Source organism: Streptomyces sp. SID11385 (genome assembly GCF_010548245.1).
Classification (GTDB): Bacteria; Actinomycetota; Actinomycetes; order Streptomycetales; family Streptomycetaceae; genus Streptomyces.
This window is the reverse complement of record NZ_JAAGLR010000048.1, coordinates 1-15,976: the sequence shown is the minus strand read 5'-3', so window position 1 is coordinate 15,976 and position 15,976 is coordinate 1. Positions and strand designations below refer to the sequence as shown.

Genomic DNA, 15,976 nt, shown 5'->3' with positions numbered 1-15,976 from the left:
GCCTGCGCGGCGGCGGGGCCGCCCTGGCCGCTGGGCGCGCCGGGCTTGCCGGGGGCCTTGCGCCCGCCCTGCGCGACGTCGACGGGCAGCATGACGAGTGCCGTCGTGCCGCCGGAGTCGGAGGGGCGGAGCTGGATACGGATGCCGTGGCGCTGCGAGAGGCGGCCGACCACGAAGAGACCCATGCGGCGCGAGACCGAGACGTCCACGGTCGGAGGCGCCGCGAGGCGCTCGTTGATCGCCGCGAGGTCCTCGGGCGAGAGGCCGATGCCGGTGTCGTGGATCTCGACGAGCACCCGCCCGTCGGGCAGCGCGTGGCCGGTCACCTTGACCTTGGTCTGCGGCGAGGAGAACGACGTCGCGTTCTCCAGGAGCTCGGCGAGCAGGTGGACGAGGTCGTTGACGACGCGTCCGGCCACCTCGGTCGAGGGCACGGCGGAGAGTTCGATGCGCTCGTACTGCTCCACCTCGGAGGCCGCGGCGCGCAGCACGTCGACGAGCGGCACCGGGCGCGTCCAGCGGCGGCCCGGCTCCTCGCCCGCGAGGACGAGGAGGTTCTCACCGTTACGGCGCATACGGGTCGCGAGGTGGTCGAGCTTGAAGAGCGAGGAGAGCTGGTCCGGGTCGGCCTCGCGGGACTCCAGTTCGGAGATGAGCGAGAGCTGACGCTGGATGAGGCCCTGGCTGCGGCGCGAGAGGTTGGTGAACATCGCGTTGACGTTGCCGCGCAGCATGGCCTGTTCGGCGGCGAGGCGGACCGCCTCGCGGTGCACGTCGTCGAAGGCCGTGGCCACGCGCCCGATCTCGTCGCGCGAGTGGACACCGACGGACTCCACCGAGAGGTCGACGTCCTGCGGGTCCGACTCGGAGAGCTGGCCGACGAGTTCGGGCAGCCGCTCCTGGGCGACCTTCGTCGCGGTGTCCTGGAGGCGCCGCAGCGAACGGATCATGGACCGCGAGACGACGAAGGCGCCGACGAGCGAGACGCCCAGGACGAGGATGATCAGGGCACCGTTGATGATGGCGTCGCGCTCGGCGCTCTGCCGCAGCTCACGCGCCTTCTGTTCCATCTGGCCGAGCAGCGTCAGCTCGATGGTCTTCATCTGGTTGATCTCTTCGGACGCGGAGTCCGTCCAGTCCCGGTAGGACCGCTTGGCGCGCAGCTCCATGCCGCCCTGGGTGCTCAGCGAGCCCTGGGCGAAGTCGCGCGCGCTCTTGATGGTGGGCTGCTCGTCCGGGTCGATCGGCTTGAGCAGGTCCTCCGGGTCGCCCGAGTAGGCGCCGTAGATCTCCTTGAACTGGTTGATCTCGTCGTCCTCGTTGCTCAGCGCGTTGAGGGCGTACCGGCGATCGGTCTCGGAGAGCTTGCCGAAGTCCTTCTTGTTCGGCGGCAGCGCGGCGGCGAGCACGGCGCGCTGGATGGAGGCGTACTCCTTCGCGGAGGAGAACGCGGCGAGCGCGCGGGTGCGCTGGACCATCTCGGGGTTCGACGTCGCCTGCGCCATCTCCTGGGAGAGGCTGAGGAGCTGGTCGATGAGCTGGCTGTAGGCGTCGACGGTCTGCGTGATGGAGGCGTCGTCGGCGTAGGCGTCGCGGCGGATCGCCTTGAGCTGGGCGACGCGCTTGGTGATGGCGTCGAGGTTGCTGCGGACGCCGTTCAGCTCGTTGTTGCCGGTGATGTCCTTCGTGTTCTGAAGGAACGTGGCGACCTGGCGGTCCGTCTTCTGGCGCCAGCTCGCGACCGAGTAGTCGGTCGCCTTGACCTTGTGCGAGAGCGGCCCGGCCGACTGGTCGCGCTCGTCCTGGAGCGCGGCCGCCAGCTCGGTGGCCTGCTTCGTCATGTCGGTGAGCAGCTTCATGTTGTCGAGCTGCTGGATGTCGTCGAGGGAGTCGCTGATGCGGATGCCACCGAGGGTGGTCGCCGCCGCCACCGGGAGCACCAGGAGCGAGACCAGACGGGTCGAGATGCGCCAGTTGCGCAGGGCTATTCGCGAGCCGGGCCCGCTCGGGCCCGCCTTCGCCTTCGCCTTGGGCTTCTTCTCGGCCTTGTCGGCCTTCCCCGGCTTGTCGCCCTTGTCGCGCGCGGCCTCGCCGCCCTCGGGTGCCTGCTCCTCCTGGCCCGCGGTGCTCAGCCCCTGCTGCGGTGCGTGCGGGGCAGCGGCGCCGCGGTCGGTCGCGCCGTTCGGCTCCGGCTCGGCCGGAGCACTGCCATCCCTCTTGAAACGTCCCTGCACTAGCGTCGCAACCTCTGGACCAGGCGCCCCTCGCGCCGTGGCGCTCGGGACGGTGTCGAGTCGTGGAGGTCCGTGAACCCCCGGGTGGTCGTCGTGACCGGCGCGTCTCCCCTTGACCGCCGCTCGGCGCTGCGTTGCGCCCTCGCGTGCCGGCCGAAACCCGCGGCGGTCCCGGGAATTCCAGCACAGCCGGGGATCTCCAACAAGGTCCGGAGAACCCTCGCCGAAGCCTGTGACGGCGTGTGCCGGGCGCATCACGAGGAGTGCGAAACGATCTTGAACATTACGGGCATACGGGTCCGATCCCGCATGCGCCGACCCTGCCCCGCCCCTGCCCGCGCGTGGTGGGCGGCGGGTGGAATGCCTGAGTCCGTACCCCGATGACCGATTCCCCGCCGTGCGAGGGCAGGGTGAAATGCCCCGGTTTCGCGCGGCACTCGTGAGCAAACTCACATGGGGAGGTCGTGTGCCGGTTGTGGTGGAGGGGGAGGGGGCTCGTACGCGTTAGCCTGGGGAAGCGGTTCTCCGCGTCGCGTCTGCCCCCGTTACCGGCGGTCATACCCGCGCTGCGGCCAGCCGGAAACCCACGACCCGGAACGAACGACAGAGGGGCACCCGCCAGCCGTGCGCATCGCCAGATTCTCCATCGACGGCAATGTGGCCTTCGGAGCCGTCGAGGGCGAGGGCCCGGACGGGCTCGTCCTCGACATCATCAAGGGCATTCCGTTCGCCGAGTTCGAGCTGTCCGGCACCAAGGTCCCCCTGGACAAGGTCCGCCTCCTGCCGCCCACGCTGCCCAGCAAGGTCGTGGCCGTGGGCCGCAACTACGCGGACCACGCCAAGGAGATGGGCAACGAGGTCCCCGAGTACCCGGTCACCTTCTTCAAGCCCTCCACCTCCGTGAGCGGCCCCGGCGACCCCATCCCGTACCCCTCCTTCACCGAGGAGCTGTCGTACGAGGCGGAACTCGCCGTCGTGATCGGCCGCATGTGCCGCGAGGTGCCCCGCGCCCGCGCCAAGGACGTGATCCTCGGCTACACCTGTGCCAACGACGTCACCGCCCGCGACGCCCAGCGCCGCGAGCAGCAGTGGGCCCGCGCCAAGGGCTTCGACGGCGCCTGCCCGCTCGGCCCCTGGATCGAGACGGACCTCGACCCGGCCGACCTCACGCTCCAGTGCACCGTCAACGGCGAGCAACGCCAGCTCGGGCGCACGAGCGACATGCTGCGCTCGGTCGAGGACCTCGTCGTCCACGTCACCGAGGCCATGACCCTGCTCCCGGGCGACGTCATCCTCACGGGCACCCCGGCAGGGGTCGGCCCGCTCAGCGTCGGCGACGAGGTCGCCGTCCACATCGAAGGCATCGGCACTCTCACCAACAAGGTGATCAAGCGTGGCTAACGACGGCACCGTCCGCGTACGTTTCTGTCCCTCCCCGACCGGCAACCCCCACGTCGGTCTCGTCCGCACCGCCCTGTTCAACTGGGCCTTCGCGCGGCACCACCAGGGCACCCTGGTCTTCCGCGTCGAGGACACCGACGCGGCCCGCGACTCCGAGGAGTCCTACGAGGCGCTCCTCGACTCCCTGCGCTGGCTCGGCCTCGACTGGGACGAGGGCCCCGAGGTCGGCGGCCCGCACGCCCCGTACCGCCAGTCGCAGCGCATGGACGTCTACCGCGACGTCGCGCGCCGCCTGGAGGAGTCCGGGCACGCCTACCGCTGCTACTGCACGACCGAGGAGCTGGACGCGCGCCGCGAGGCCGCGCGCGCCGCGGGGCGCCCCTCCGGCTACGACGGCCACTGCCGCGACCTGAGCGCCGAGCAGGTCGCCGCCTACGAGGCCGAGGGCCGCAAGCCCATCGTCCGCTTCCGGATGCCGGACAAGACGATCACCTTCACCGACCTCGTGCGCGGCGAACTGACCTTCGCGCCCGAGAACGTGCCGGACTACGGCATCGTCCGCGCCAACGGCGCCCCGCTCTACACGCTCGTCAACCCGGTCGACGACGCCCTGATGGAGATCACCCACGTCCTGCGCGGCGAGGACCTGCTCTCCTCCACGCCCCGGCAGATCGCCCTGTACGAGGCGCTCATCGAACTGGACCTCGCCAAGGAGATCCCCGCCTTCGGGCACCTCCCCTACGTCATGGGCGAGGGCAACAAGAAGCTCTCCAAGCGCGACCCGCAGGCGAGCCTCAACCTCTACCGCGAGCGCGGCTTCCTCCCCGAGGGCCTGCTCAACTACCTCTCGCTGCTCGGCTGGTCCTTCTCGGCCGACGAGGACATCTTCACGCTCGACCAGATGGTCCAGAAGTTCGACATCCCCGATGTGAACGCCAACCCGGCACGATTCGACCTGAAGAAGGCCGAGTCGATCAACGGCGATCACATCCGGATGCTCTCGGTCGAGGACTTCACCGCGCGCTGCGAGCCCTGGCTCAAGGCCCCCTTCGCGAACTGGGCCCCGGAGGCCTTCGACCCGGCAGGCTTCGCCGCCCTCGCGCCGCTCGCGCAGACCCGCCTCACGGTCCTCTCGGACATCACGGCCAACGTCGACTTCCTCTTCCTCGACGAGCCCGCGACCGACGAGACCTCCTGGAACAAGGCGATGAAGGAAGGCTCCGACGCCCTCCTGGCCACGGCCCGCGCCAAGATCGCCGAGGCCGACTGGAAGGCGGAGGCGCTCAAGGAGGCGGTCCTGGAGGCCGGCACCGAGCACGGCCTCAAGCTCGGCAAGGCGCAGGCCCCGGTCCGCGTCGCGGTCACCGGGCGCACCATCGGCCTCCCGCTCTTCGAGTCCCTGGAGGTCCTGGGCCGCGAGAAGACGCTTCGGCGCATCGACGCGGCGCTGGCGAAGCTCGCCGCCTGAACGAGCGGGCGGCACGCCCGGCGAGGGCCGGCGTGCCGCCCCGCGTGAGACGCGCGTCCCGAGGGGCGGGCGCCGGAACCACCTTCCGGCGCCCGCCCCTCGGGCGTCCGCGCGGCTGGGCGCCTATCCTCGGCGGGGTGGCAGCGAACACCGAGGTCAAGGCCGTCCTGTGGGACGTGGACGACACCCTCTTCGACTACACGGGCGCCGACACCGCCGGTCTCGCGGCGCACCTGCGCGCCGAGGGCCTCCTGGAGCGCTTCGGCGGCCCGGAGGCGGCGCTCGCGCGCTGGCGGACCCTGACCCGGCACCACTGGGGGCGCTTCGCCCAGGGCGGCGTCGGCTTCCTGGAGCAGCGCAGGGACCGCGTACGGGACTTCCTCGCGGCCCCGCTCGGCGACGCGGAGGCCGACGCGTGGTTCGAGGCGTACTTCGGGCACTACGAGGCCGCCTGGACGCTCTTCGCGGACGTCCTGCCCGCCCTCGACGCCCTCGCGGCGAGCCACCGCCACGGCGTCCTCTCCAATTCCTCCGTCACCGTGCAGGGGCCCAAGCTCGGCGCCCTCGGCCTCGGCGACCGCTTCGAGACCCTGCTGTGCGCCGCCGAACTCGGCGTCGCCAAGCCCGACCCGGGCGCCTTCCGCGCCGCCGCGCGCGCCCTCGGCCTCGCGCCGGCCGAGATCGCGTACGTGGGCGACGAACCCTGGATCGACGCACGTGGCGCGGTCGACGCGGGGCTCGTCGGGGTCTGGCTCGACCGCGCCGGGCGCCGCGCGCGCGAGGAGGTCCCCGAGGGCGTGCACCGCATCGGCGGGCTCGCCGAGCTGCCGGGGCTGCTCGCGGATACCCGTTTTGGAGCGCCGTCGACCTTCGGGTAATGTTCTTCCTGCGCCGCCGGACGGGATGAACGCCCGAAAGAAAGCGCGAAGCGGATACCGGGCCCCAGGGCTTGCGTATCAATGGGCTATGGTGTAATTGGCAGCACGACGGTTTCTGGTTCCGTTAGTCTAGGTTCGAGTCCTGGTAGCCCAGCTGATCACTTCGAGTGATCTCGCCCCCGTTGTGTAGCGGCCTAGCACGCTGCCCTCTCACGGCAGTAGCGCCGGTTCGAATCCGGTCGGGGGTACAGATCCTTCCCGCGGGGACAACCGGGTCGCACCCGATGTCCCCGAGACGCAGGATCGCCAAAAGCCCCCGTTGTGTAGCGGCCTAGCACGCTGCCCTCTCACGGCAGTAGCGCCGGTTCGAATCCGGTCGGGGGTACGGAAGTTCCTTGGGCTATGGTGTAATTGGCAGCACGACGGTTTCTGGTTCCGTTAGTTTAGGTTCGAGTCCTGGTAGCCCAGCTGATCGCTTCAGGTGATCTCGCCCCCGTTGTGTAGCGGCCTAGCACGCTGCCCTCTCACGGCAGTAGCGCCGGTTCGAATCCGGTCGGGGGTACTTCTCGAAAAGCCCTCCATCCCGCGCGGATGGGGGGCTTCTTGCTGTGCGCGGGCTTTTCGCTCCGCGCGGTACGCACGCGGTGGCGCTTGTCCGGACGGGCGGGGCGGCTTCGTCGGCGTCCCGCCCGTACCGGCGGGGTACGGGGATGGTGCGTGCGGTACGGGTGCTGCGGTACAGGTGCCGCGTGCGGGTGCGGACGGTTCAGCCACCGTTGCGGCGCAGCGCCTCGGAGAGGCGGGCCGCGGCGTCGATGATGGCCTGGGCGTGCATCCGGCCCGGGTGGCGCGTGAGGCGCTCGATCGGCCCGGAGACCGAGACGGCGGCGACGACACGGTTCGAGGGACCCCGTACCGGCGCCGAGACCGAGGCCACGCCCGGCTCGCGCTCGCCGATCGACTGGGCCCAGCCCCTGCGCCGTACCCCCGAGAGCGCGGTCGCGGTGAAACGCGCGCCCTGGAGGCCGCGGTGCAGGCGCTCCGGCTCCTCCCAGGCGAGCAGGATCTGCGCCGAGGAACCCGCCTTCATCGTCAGGGTCGAACCGACGGGCACCGTGTCCCGCAGTCCGGACAGCCGTTCCGCCGCCGCGACGCAGATGCGGGTGTCGCCCTGCCTGCGGTAGAGCTGCGCGCTCTCGCCCGTCACATCGCGCAGGTGCGTGAGCACCGGGCCCGCCGTGGCGAGCAGCCGGTCCTCGCCGGCCGCGGCGGCGAGTTCCGAGAGGCGGGGGCCGAGGATGAACCGGCCCTGCATGTCCCGCGCCACCATGCGGTGGTGCTCCAGTGCCACGGCGAGGCGGTGTGCCGTGGGCCGGGCGAGCCCTGTCGCGCCGACCAGGGAGGCGAGAGTGGCCGGACCGGACTCGAGGGCGCTCAGAACGAGAGCAGCCTTGTCGAGTACGCCGACGCCGCTAGAGTTGTCCATGCAACGATATTCGCGTCTCACTCTGTGAAACGCAAGTTCAATTTCCACCGGAAGTTGCCACTCTGTAGGAGCGGGCCCGAGGACCACCGGGCCCAGGACCGCCGCCACCCACGAGGGGACGGCCGGGTACTCACCTCCTAGTTGGGCCAGGCATCGCCGCCGGCCGAAGGGAAAGCGATGGGTAGGACACTCGCGGAGAAGGTCTGGGACGACCACGTCGTCCGGCGCGCGGAGGGCGAGCCCGACCTCCTCTACATCGACTTGCACCTGCTGCACGAGGTCACCAGCCCGCAGGCGTTCGACGGCCTCCGCCAGAACGGCCGGCAGGTGAGGCGTCTCGACCTCACCATCGCGACCGAGGACCACAACACCCCAACCCTCGACATCGACAAGCCCATCGCGGACCCGGTCTCGCGCGCCCAGCTGGAGACGCTGCGCAAGAACTGCGCGGACTTCGGCGTACGGCTGCACCCGCTCGGCGACGTCGAGCAGGGCGTCGTCCACGTCGTGGGCCCGCAGCTCGGCCTCACCCAGCCCGGCACCACCGTCGTCTGCGGCGACTCGCACACCTCGACGCACGGCGCCTTCGGCGCCCTCGCCTTCGGCATCGGCACCTCGCAGGTCGAGCACGTGCTCGCCACCCAGACGCTGCCGCTCGCGCGCCCCAAGACGATGGCCATCACCGTCGAGGGCGAACTGCCCGCCGACGTCACGGCGAAGGACCTGATCCTCGCTGTCATCGCGAAGATCGGCACGGGCGGCGGCCAGGGCTACATCCTGGAGTACCGGGGCAGCGCCATCGAGAAGCTCTCGATGGAATCCCGGATGACCATCTGCAACATGTCGATCGAGGCCGGTGCCCGCGCGGGCATGATCGCGCCCGACGAGACGACGTTCGCCTACCTCAAGGACCGCCCGCACGCGCCGCAGGGCCCCGAGTGGGAGGACGCGGTCGCCTACTGGAAGACGCTGCGCACCGACGACGACGCGGTCTTCGACGCCGAGGTCGTCATCGACGGCTCCGCGCTCGCCCCCTTCGTCACCTGGGGCACCAACCCGGGCCAGGGCGCGCCGCTCTCGGCGCACGTCCCCGACCCGGCGAGCTTCGAGGACCCCTCCGCGCGCCTCGCCGCCGAGAAGGCCCTGGAGTACATGGGCCTCGCCGCCGGGCAGCCGCTGCGCGAGATCCCCGTCGACACCGTCTTCGTCGGCTCGTGCACCAACGGCCGCATCGAGGACCTGCGCGCCGCCGCCGACGTGCTGCGCGGTCGCGCGGTCGCCGACGACGTCCGCATGCTGGTCGTCCCCGGCTCCGTACGGGTCGCGCTCCAGGCCGTCGAGGAGGGCCTCGACAAGGTCTTCACCGAGGCCGGGGCCGAGTGGCGGCACGCCGGCTGCTCGATGTGCCTGGGCATGAACCCGGACCAGCTCGCCCCCGGCGAGCGCTCCGCGTCCACCTCCAACCGCAACTTCGAGGGCCGGCAGGGCAAGGGGGGCCGCACCCACCTCGTCTCGCCCAAGGTGGCCGCCGCCACGGCGGTCCTGGGCCGCCTCGGCTCGCCCGCCGACCTCACCGCCACCGCGCCCTCGGGAGTCTGAACCACCATGGAAGCCTTCACCGTCCACACCGGCCGCGCCGTCCCGCTGCGGCGCTCCAACGTCGACACGGACCAGATCATCCCCGCGCACTGGCTCAAGAAGGTCACGCGCGACGGCTTCGAGGACGGCCTCTTCGAGGCCTGGCGCAAAGACCCGGAGTTCGTCCTGAACAAACCGGAGCGCGCCGGGGCCACCGTCCTCGTCGCGGGCCCGGACTTCGGTACCGGCTCCTCGCGCGAGCACGCCGTCTGGGCGCTCCAGAACTACGGCTTCAAGACCGTCATCTCCTCGCGCTTCGCCGACATCTTCCGCGGCAACTCGCTGAAGAACGGTCTCCTGACGGTCGTCCTCGACCAGAAGGTCGTCGAAGCGCTCCAGGAACTGGTCGAGAAGGACCCGCGGGCCGAGATCACGGTCGACCTCCAGGAGCGCCAGGTGCGCGCCGAGGGCGTCACCGCGGACTTCGAGCTGGACGAGAACTCCCGCTGGCGGCTGCTCAACGGACTCGACGACATCAGCATCACGCTGCGCGAGGACGACTCGATCGCGGCGTACGAGGCGCGCCGCCCCGCCTTCAAGCCGCGCACGCTGCCCGTGTGAGGTGAGGCCCGGCCGCCGGATGGTGTGAACCGGCCGCGCCGGGCGGTGTGAACCGGCCGCTCATCCCAGCCCGCTCTGTGCCCCTGGTCGTACGACGACCGGGGGCACGGTCGTGTGCGGCGGCGGCCGACCGGCTCGCGGAGCCTTGGCCAAAAACCCTCGGTCGGCGCAGTGTTGTGCCGGGCGGCGACGCGCCCGGGGCGCCGCCGAACGGGTGGTGTCAACTCCCTTGCCCCGCAAGGTAGAAGACCTGCGATTATGGCCTCTGCCTGCACTTCCCCTGGCCGCCGACGAGGCGCTCCCAGACGGTAGTTACCCCCTGCGCAGGCGACAACTCAGGCCAGATGGCACAATCGAGGCATGGAAAGCGACGGCCAACTCCAGCTTTACGGCGCGGTCGCCGACCGACTCAAAGAAGCACATACAAGGGTGCGCACACTGCAAGTCCCGGAGAGCGTACGGATGGCGCTGACCCGGAAGCTGCTGGTCATTACGGCCGCGGCCAAACACGATCTCGCAGGTGCGGCGGCACGCCTGGACCGGTTGTTGAAGGACATCGACGAGGGACGCTATCCCGGTGGCGGCTGAATCCAGCCGTGGAGCGGGACTCTCCCGGGTCCAGTGGGTGTTGCGGCACAAGGGTGATTAGCCCGTTTCGTGTTTGATTTGCGGTATATATCCGCCTAGCGTGCGAAAAAGCTTGAACAGATTCGTTCTGGCAATGTCTCCGAAGGGGAAGACGTGAACAAGGCGCAGCTCGTGGAAGCGATTGCCGACAAGCTCGGCGGGCGGCAGAACGCCGCCGACGCCGTGGACGTGGTCCTGGACGCCATCGTCCGGGCCACCGTCGCCGGTGACCGGGTCTCCGTCACCGGGTTCGGCTCGTTCGAGAAGGTCGACCGTCCGGCCCGGTACGCCCGCAACCCCCAGACCGGGGAGCGGGTCCGCGTGAAGAAGACCTCGGTACCGCGCTTCCGCGCGGGCCAGGGCTTCAAGGACCTCGTCGCGGGGACCAAGAAGCTTCCGAAGAACGACGTCGCGGTGAAGAAGGCCCCCAAGGGCAGCCTCACCGGCGGCACCAAGACCACCGCCAAGGCGGCGGCGAAGAAGGCCACGGCGAAGAAGGCGACGGCCGCCAAGAAGGCCACCACGGCCGCCGCTCCGGCGAAGAAGACCACCGCGACGGCGAAGAAGGCCACCACCAAGAAGGCCACCCCGGCGGCGAAGAAGGCGACGGGCACCTCCGCGACGGCGAAGAAGACCACGGCGCCCGCGAAGAAGGCCACCGCGAAGAAGGCCCCGGCCAAGAAGAGCACGGCGCGTACGACGACCGCCAAGAAGGCGACGGCGCGCAAGAAGTGACTTTCCCGCACGTCGTGCACCTTCGGCGGTGACGCTCTTTCTCCCGCACCGGGCGCAGTGACGTCACGGCCGCGGCCGGACCTCCGGCCCACCGGAGGGACGCGGCACCCACGCGTCGGGCCGGGCTCCTCGGGGAGCCCGGCCCGCGGCGTGTCCGGGGGCGGGTCCCGGGGCGTGCCGGGGTGTGCCGCCGAGGGGCGCTCAGAAGGTCTGCAACGTCACCAACGTGACGCGGCGCGCCGCCGCTTCGCCCTCGGTCTCGATCCGTACGCGCTGCCCGGGGCGCAGCAGCCGCAGCCCGCCCGCGAGGAACGCGGCGCCGTCGAAGGGCACCGGGGTGCCGTCGTCGAGCAGCACGCTGCCGCTGTGGTCCGAGGGATCGTAGGTGTACGCCGTTGCCTGCATGGGGGGACCTTAACGGGGCCGGGGGCTCGGCGGGGCGGGGGGAGGCCGCGCGGTGGCCGCGTACCGGCGGGGTCTACGTGCCGCGCGGGGTCTACGGGCCGCGGGGGGTTTACGTGCCCGCGGGGCCCGCGACGTGTTCGCGCGCGGGCAGCGCGGCGGCGACGTGGCGGGTGTGCGGGCCGACGCCCAGCGCGAGTGCCGCGCGCAGATCGGCGACCGTGTCCACGTCCTGCCGCACCGAGGCGACGGCGCGCGGCGTGAGTTCCACCGCGCCCGAGGCCCGGTGGCGGCTGCGGGAGTGCCCGCCGAAAAGGGGGCTCAATTCCGTACCGGAAAGCGCGGCGAGAAATGTCGTGCCGATTTCCGCGGCATCGGGAAGAAAAGAACGCGGGAAATGCACGGCGGCGCGCAGCACGACGGACAGTTCCGCCGGGCGCAGCGCGGGCAGATCCGCGTTGAGAGCGGCGACGGCGCCGCGCGCGGTGCCGCGCCTGGCCGCGCTCGCCCCGTGCGCGAGGGCGGCGTTGAGGCCGGCCCCCGGAGTGTCGGGGACCACACGCGCGCCGAGCGCGGCGAGGGCGGCGCCGCCCCGCGCGTCGTCCGTGACGACCACCACACCCCGTACCTCGGGACACGCGAGCGCGGCCGCCACGGTGTCCTGCGCGAAGGCGAGCGCGAGGCGGCGACGGCTCGGCGCCGAGAGCGGCCCGGCGAGCCGGGACTTGGCCAGGGAGAGGGGCTTCACCGGGACGACCAGGGTCCATGGTGGGGTCGCGGCGGGTCCGGCGGGAGTGTTCATCGGCGCCATTGTCGCCCGTGGACGCCGCGCGGGCAGGGGGCGGTACGGCGGTACGGACGGCGCGGAGGGGGGCGCGCGAACCGGCCGCGGGGGAGTGCGCGGGCGTACCGTGTTCTCGACAGACGGGGGAGGCGGGTCCACACTTGTGCGGCCTGCCAGGCGCAGTACGTGATCTTTGGCCCGGGCCGGGCCGAACAGGAAGGTGCACGCGTGTCCCGCCGTAAAATCGGCTTTTGGTATCGCTTTGCCGCGGCGGTGCTCAAGCCGCTGTTGCTGGTCTTCTTCAAGCGGGAATGGCGCGGAGCGGAGCACATGCCCGAGGACGGCGGATTCATCACCGTCGTCAACCACAATTCGTACATCGACCCGTTGTCGTACGCGCACTTCCAGTACAACACCGGGCGGCTGCCGCGTTTTCTCGCGAAGGACGGCCTTTTCAAGCACGGCGTCGTCGGCGCCATGATGCGCGGCACCCAGCAGATCCCCGTCTACCGCGAGACGACCGACGCGATGGACGCCTTCCGGGGCGCCGTACTGGCCATCGAGAAGGGCGAGTGCGTCGCCTTCTACCCCGAGGGCACCCTCACGCGCGATCCCGCGCAGTGGCCGATGAGCGGCAAGACCGGTGCGGCGCGCGTCGCGTTGGCGACGCGCTGCCCCGTGATCCCCGTCGCGCAGTGGGGCGCCAACCTCGCGATGCCGCCGTACGCGAAGGAGAAGAAGCTGCGGCTGCTGCCCCGCAAGACGCTCCAGGTGCGCGCCGGGGCGCCCGTCGACCTCTCCGCGTACTACGGCAAGGAGCCGACGCCCGAACTCCTGCGCGAGGTCACGGAGGTGCTGATGCGCGCCGTCACGGGCCTCCTGGAGGAGTTGCGGGGCGAGAAGGCGCCCGCGGAGATCTACGATCCGCGCAGGGCCCGGATAGAACAGCGTCGTCGGGCCGCGGCCAAGCGTGCCGGCGGTCCGGACGGCGCGGCCCAGGAGCGGGACGCGGACGGGAACGGTCCGCGCGAGGCGGGCGAAAGCCGTCCGCACGCCGCGGACGCGACGCGTCCGCGCGACGAGAGCACGACGCACGCGACAGGGGAGCACACCACGTGACAGGCCAGCCCGGCCGCAACGACCGTCCCGCCAAGGCCGCCGTCTTCGGCAGCGGTTCCTGGGGCACCGCCTTCGCCATGATCCTCGGCGACGCCGGGAACGACGTGACGATGTGGGCCAGGCGCCCCGACGTCGCGGAGGCGATCAACACGACGCGCACCAACCCCGGCTATCTGCCGGGCACGGTCCTGCCGGAGCGGGTACGTGCCACGAGCGACCCCGCCGAGGCCGCGGACGGCGCGGAGCACATCTTCTTCGTGGTCCCCTCGCAGACGCTGCGCGAGAACCTCACCGCCTGGGCGCCGTCGTTCGGGCGCGAGAGCGTGCTCGTCTCGCTCATGAAGGGCGTCGAACTCGGCTCCACGATGCGCATGAGCGAGGTCATCGAGGACGTCACGAAGGCGCCGCAGGAACGTGTCGCCGTCGTCACCGGACCGAACCTCGCGGGCGAGATCGCCGCGCGGCAGCCCGCCGCCGCCGTCGTCGCCTGCCGCGACGAGAGCGTCGCCCGGCGCATCCAGCACGCCTGCCTCACCCCGTACTTCCGGCCCTACACCAACACCGACGTGGTCGGCTGCGAACTGGGCGGCGCGGTCAAGAACGTCATCGGGCTCGCGGTCGGCATCGCCGACGGCATGGGGCTCGGCGACAACACCAAGGGCTCGCTCATCACGCGCGGGCTCGCCGAGACGACGCGGCTCGGCCTCGCGATGGGCGCGGACCCGATGACCTTCTCCGGCCTCGCGGGGCTCGGCGACCTCGTCGCGACGTGCTCCTCGCCGCTCTCGCGCAACCACACCTTCGGCACGAATCTCGGGCGCGGCATGAGCCTCGCCGAGACCATCGCCGTCACCAACCAGACCGCCGAGGGCGTCAAGTCCTGCGAATCCGTCCTCGCTCTGGGGCGCCGGCACGGGATCGACATGCCGCTCACCGAGACGGTGGTGAGCATCGTGCACGAGGGGAAGTCGCCGCTCGTGGCGCTGGAGGAACTCATGTCGCGGAGCGCGAAGTCCGAACGGGGGTAGGGGGCGGGGCCGGGGTCGCCCGAGTCGGTCGGTGGGGCGCGGTGTGGCCGGGGGCCCGGCTGCGCATGGCGGGGCTCGGGCTGTGACGGGCGGGGCTCCGCCCCACGCCCCGCTCTTCGGACGCCGGAAGGGCCGTATCGCCGGAAGGGCCGTATCGGTGGCGGGTGCGGGCGGAATCCCAGGTGACGGTTCGGCCGGGTGGTGAGGGTGGGCGACAAGCCGGGCTCCGGGCGCTGACGGGGCGGGGGGCAGCAGGTACCCTCATCGCGATATGAGCAGCCAGAACCTCCCCCAGAGCCCTGTTCCCCCCGTCGAAGGGGGGGAGCCGCGCAAGCCGCGGGTCGCCGTCGTCTTCGGTGGGCGAAGCTCCGAGCACGGAGTCTCCGTCGTCACCGCCGGCGCCGTGCTCGGTGCCATCGACCGGGAAAAGTACGACGTGCTGCCGATCGGCATCACCAGCGAGGGCCGTTGGGCCCTCGCCGTCGACGAACCGGCCCGCATGGCCATCGCCGACCGCGCGATGCCCACCGTCGAGAGCCTCGCGGAGTCCCTGGAGGGCAGCGTCGTCCTGCCCTTCGACCCCTCCGTGCGCGAGGTCGTCTACACCGAGCCGGGCTCGGTCCCCAAGGCCCTCGGCGAGGTCGACGTCGTCTTCCCGATGCTCCACGGGCCCTACGGCGAGGACGGGACGCTCCAGGGCCTCCTGGAACTCTCCGGGACGCCCTACGTCGGCGCCGGGGTGCTCGCCTCCGCGGTCGGGCAGGACAAGGAGTACATGAAGCGGATCTTCACGTCGTTCGGGCTCGCGGTCGGCCCGTACCTCGTGATCCGCCCGCGCGAGTGGGAGCAGGACCCCGACGGCGCGCGCCGCCGCATCGCCGACTTCGCCGGGGACCACGGCTGGCCGCTCTTCGTGAAGCCCGCGCGCGGCGGCTCCTCCGTCGGCATCAGCAAGGTCGACGGCTTCGACGACCTCGACGAGGCGATCGAGGAGGCGCGGCGCCACGACCCGAAGTTCCTGATCGAGGCGCTCGTCCAGGGGCGCGAGATCGAGTGCGGGGTCCTGGAGTTCGAGGAGGGGCCGCGCGCCAGCCTCCCGGCCGAGATCCCGCCGGTCACCGACCACGCCTACTACGACTTCGAGGCGAAGTACATCGACTCCGCCTCGGGCCTCGTGCCCGCCCCGCTCACGCCCGAGGAGACGGCCGAGATCCAGCGCCTCGCCGTCGCGGCCTTCGAGGCGACCTCCTGCGAGGGCCTCGTGCGCGCCGACTTCTTCCTCACCGATGACGGCTTCGTCATCAACGAGATCAACACCATGCCCGGCTTCACGCCCATCTCGATGTACCCGCAGATGTGGGAGAAGAGCGGCGTCGGCTACGCCGAACTCGTGGACCGGCTCATCCAGGCGGCGCTGCGGCGGTCGACGGGGTTGCGGTAGGCGCGGGGCGCGATCGGGCGGGGCGTTGCGGGGCGCGGCGGGGCGTTGCGGGTGGCGTCGCGGTGTGCGTGGTGACGGACGCGACGTGGCATATGCGACGTCGCGTGTGACCTGCGGTGATGCGGGCGGCGCGGGCGACGTGGCGTGGCGTCCGGGGCGCGGGCGACGTGGCGT

General features: G+C 71.4%; 14 protein-coding genes and 5 tRNA genes. 15 read left to right on the top strand and 4 right to left on the bottom strand.

The features are described from left to right. On the bottom strand, positions 1 to 2,234 hold a 2,234-nt coding region (locus G3I42_RS02145), incomplete at its 3' end, for a nitrate- and nitrite sensing domain-containing protein (protein WP_164282154.1). Between the two features lie 624 nt (positions 2,235 to 2,858). On the opposite strand from G3I42_RS02145, the gene G3I42_RS02140 reads away from it, so the two are divergent. The 8 genes from G3I42_RS02140 to G3I42_RS02105 all read left to right on the top strand — a co-directional run bounded on the left by G3I42_RS02140 (position 2,859) and on the right by G3I42_RS02105 (position 6,543). Further along, complete coding sequence (locus G3I42_RS02140; protein ID WP_164282153.1) at positions 2,859 to 3,635, top strand: fumarylacetoacetate hydrolase family protein; 777 nt, start codon at positions 2,859 to 2,861, stop codon at positions 3,633 to 3,635. Then, positions 3,628 to 5,103 carry a glutamate--tRNA ligase gene (gene gltX, locus G3I42_RS02135; protein WP_164282152.1) on the top strand — a complete coding sequence of 492 codons (1,476 nt, stop codon included), beginning with the start codon at positions 3,628 to 3,630 and terminating at the stop codon, positions 5,101 to 5,103. Before G3I42_RS02140 ends, gltX begins: the two co-directional genes overlap by 8 nt. 137 nt (positions 5,104 to 5,240) lie before the next feature. Then, a complete protein-coding gene (locus tag G3I42_RS02130; protein ID WP_164282151.1) occupies positions 5,241 to 5,981 on the top strand; it encodes an HAD family hydrolase in 741 nt (246 codons plus the stop codon). Positions 5,982 to 6,063: 82 nt separating this feature from the next. Beyond that, positions 6,064 to 6,135: transfer RNA gene (locus G3I42_RS02125), tRNA-Gln, on the top strand. Between the two features lie 21 nt (positions 6,136 to 6,156). Continuing rightward, positions 6,157 to 6,229: transfer RNA gene (locus tag G3I42_RS02120), tRNA-Glu, on the top strand. A gap of 64 nt (positions 6,230 to 6,293) precedes the next feature. After that, a tRNA-Glu gene (locus G3I42_RS02115) sits at positions 6,294 to 6,366 on the top strand. 11 nt (positions 6,367 to 6,377) lie between these two features. Next, positions 6,378 to 6,449 (top strand) — tRNA-Gln (locus tag G3I42_RS02110). Positions 6,450 to 6,470: 21 nt separating this feature from the next. After that, positions 6,471 to 6,543 (top strand) — tRNA-Glu (locus G3I42_RS02105). Between the two features lie 204 nt (positions 6,544 to 6,747). Here G3I42_RS02105 and ndgR read toward each other — a convergent pair. Then, positions 6,748 to 7,467, bottom strand: coding sequence for an IclR family transcriptional regulator NdgR (gene ndgR, locus G3I42_RS02100; RefSeq protein WP_007821702.1), 720 nt, complete (start codon positions 7,465 to 7,467; stop codon positions 6,748 to 6,750). 177 nt (positions 7,468 to 7,644) lie between these two features. Here ndgR and leuC point away from each other — a divergent pair, with 177 nt between their 5' ends. From leuC to G3I42_RS02080, 4 genes are all read left to right on the top strand, one after another. After that, positions 7,645 to 9,066, top strand: a complete 1,422-nt coding sequence (leuC, locus tag G3I42_RS02095) for a 3-isopropylmalate dehydratase large subunit (RefSeq protein ID WP_164282150.1) — start codon at positions 7,645 to 7,647, stop codon at positions 9,064 to 9,066. Positions 9,067 to 9,072: 6 nt separating this feature from the next. Beyond that, on the top strand, positions 9,073 to 9,666 hold the full coding sequence (gene leuD / locus G3I42_RS02090; RefSeq protein ID WP_164282149.1) for a 3-isopropylmalate dehydratase small subunit: 594 nt from the start codon (positions 9,073 to 9,075) through the stop codon (positions 9,664 to 9,666). Positions 9,667 to 10,026: 360 nt separating this feature from the next. Continuing rightward, positions 10,027 to 10,254, top strand: coding sequence for a hypothetical protein (locus G3I42_RS02085; RefSeq protein WP_164282148.1), 228 nt, complete (start codon positions 10,027 to 10,029; stop codon positions 10,252 to 10,254). A gap of 153 nt (positions 10,255 to 10,407) precedes the next feature. Next, positions 10,408 to 11,028 carry an HU family DNA-binding protein gene (locus G3I42_RS02080; protein WP_164282147.1) on the top strand — a complete coding sequence of 207 codons (621 nt, stop codon included), beginning with the start codon at positions 10,408 to 10,410 and terminating at the stop codon, positions 11,026 to 11,028. Positions 11,029 to 11,229: 201 nt separating this feature from the next. Here the strand turns inward: G3I42_RS02080 and G3I42_RS02075 are convergent, their stop codons facing one another. Together G3I42_RS02075 and cofC are read right to left on the bottom strand one after the other, a co-directional pair. Continuing rightward, entirely contained in the window at positions 11,230 to 11,433 is a 204-nt protein-coding gene (locus G3I42_RS02075) for a hypothetical protein (RefSeq protein WP_164282146.1), read from the bottom strand. A gap of 109 nt (positions 11,434 to 11,542) precedes the next feature. Beyond that, positions 11,543 to 12,232, bottom strand: coding sequence for a 2-phospho-L-lactate guanylyltransferase (cofC, locus tag G3I42_RS02070; protein ID WP_203606247.1), 690 nt, complete (start codon positions 12,230 to 12,232; stop codon positions 11,543 to 11,545). Positions 12,233 to 12,442: 210 nt separating this feature from the next. On the opposite strand from cofC, the gene G3I42_RS02065 reads away from it, so the two are divergent. The 3 genes from G3I42_RS02065 (at position 12,443) to G3I42_RS02055 (ending at position 15,802) form a co-directional block, all read left to right on the top strand. Next, complete coding sequence (locus tag G3I42_RS02065) at positions 12,443 to 13,333, top strand: lysophospholipid acyltransferase family protein (RefSeq protein WP_164282145.1); 891 nt, start codon at positions 12,443 to 12,445, stop codon at positions 13,331 to 13,333. Further along, positions 13,330 to 14,361 (top strand): NAD(P)H-dependent glycerol-3-phosphate dehydrogenase, encoded by a 1,032-nt coding sequence (locus G3I42_RS02060; protein WP_164282144.1) that lies wholly within the window; start codon positions 13,330 to 13,332, stop codon positions 14,359 to 14,361. The genes G3I42_RS02065 and G3I42_RS02060 overlap by 4 nt, the downstream gene beginning before the upstream one ends. Before the next feature lie 271 nt (positions 14,362 to 14,632). After that, the gene (locus tag G3I42_RS02055) at positions 14,633 to 15,802 is read left to right on the top strand and encodes a D-alanine--D-alanine ligase family protein (protein ID WP_164282143.1); all 1,170 of its coding nucleotides are present in this window, start codon (positions 14,633 to 14,635) and stop codon (positions 15,800 to 15,802) included. Positions 15,803 to 15,976 lie beyond the last annotated feature (174 nt).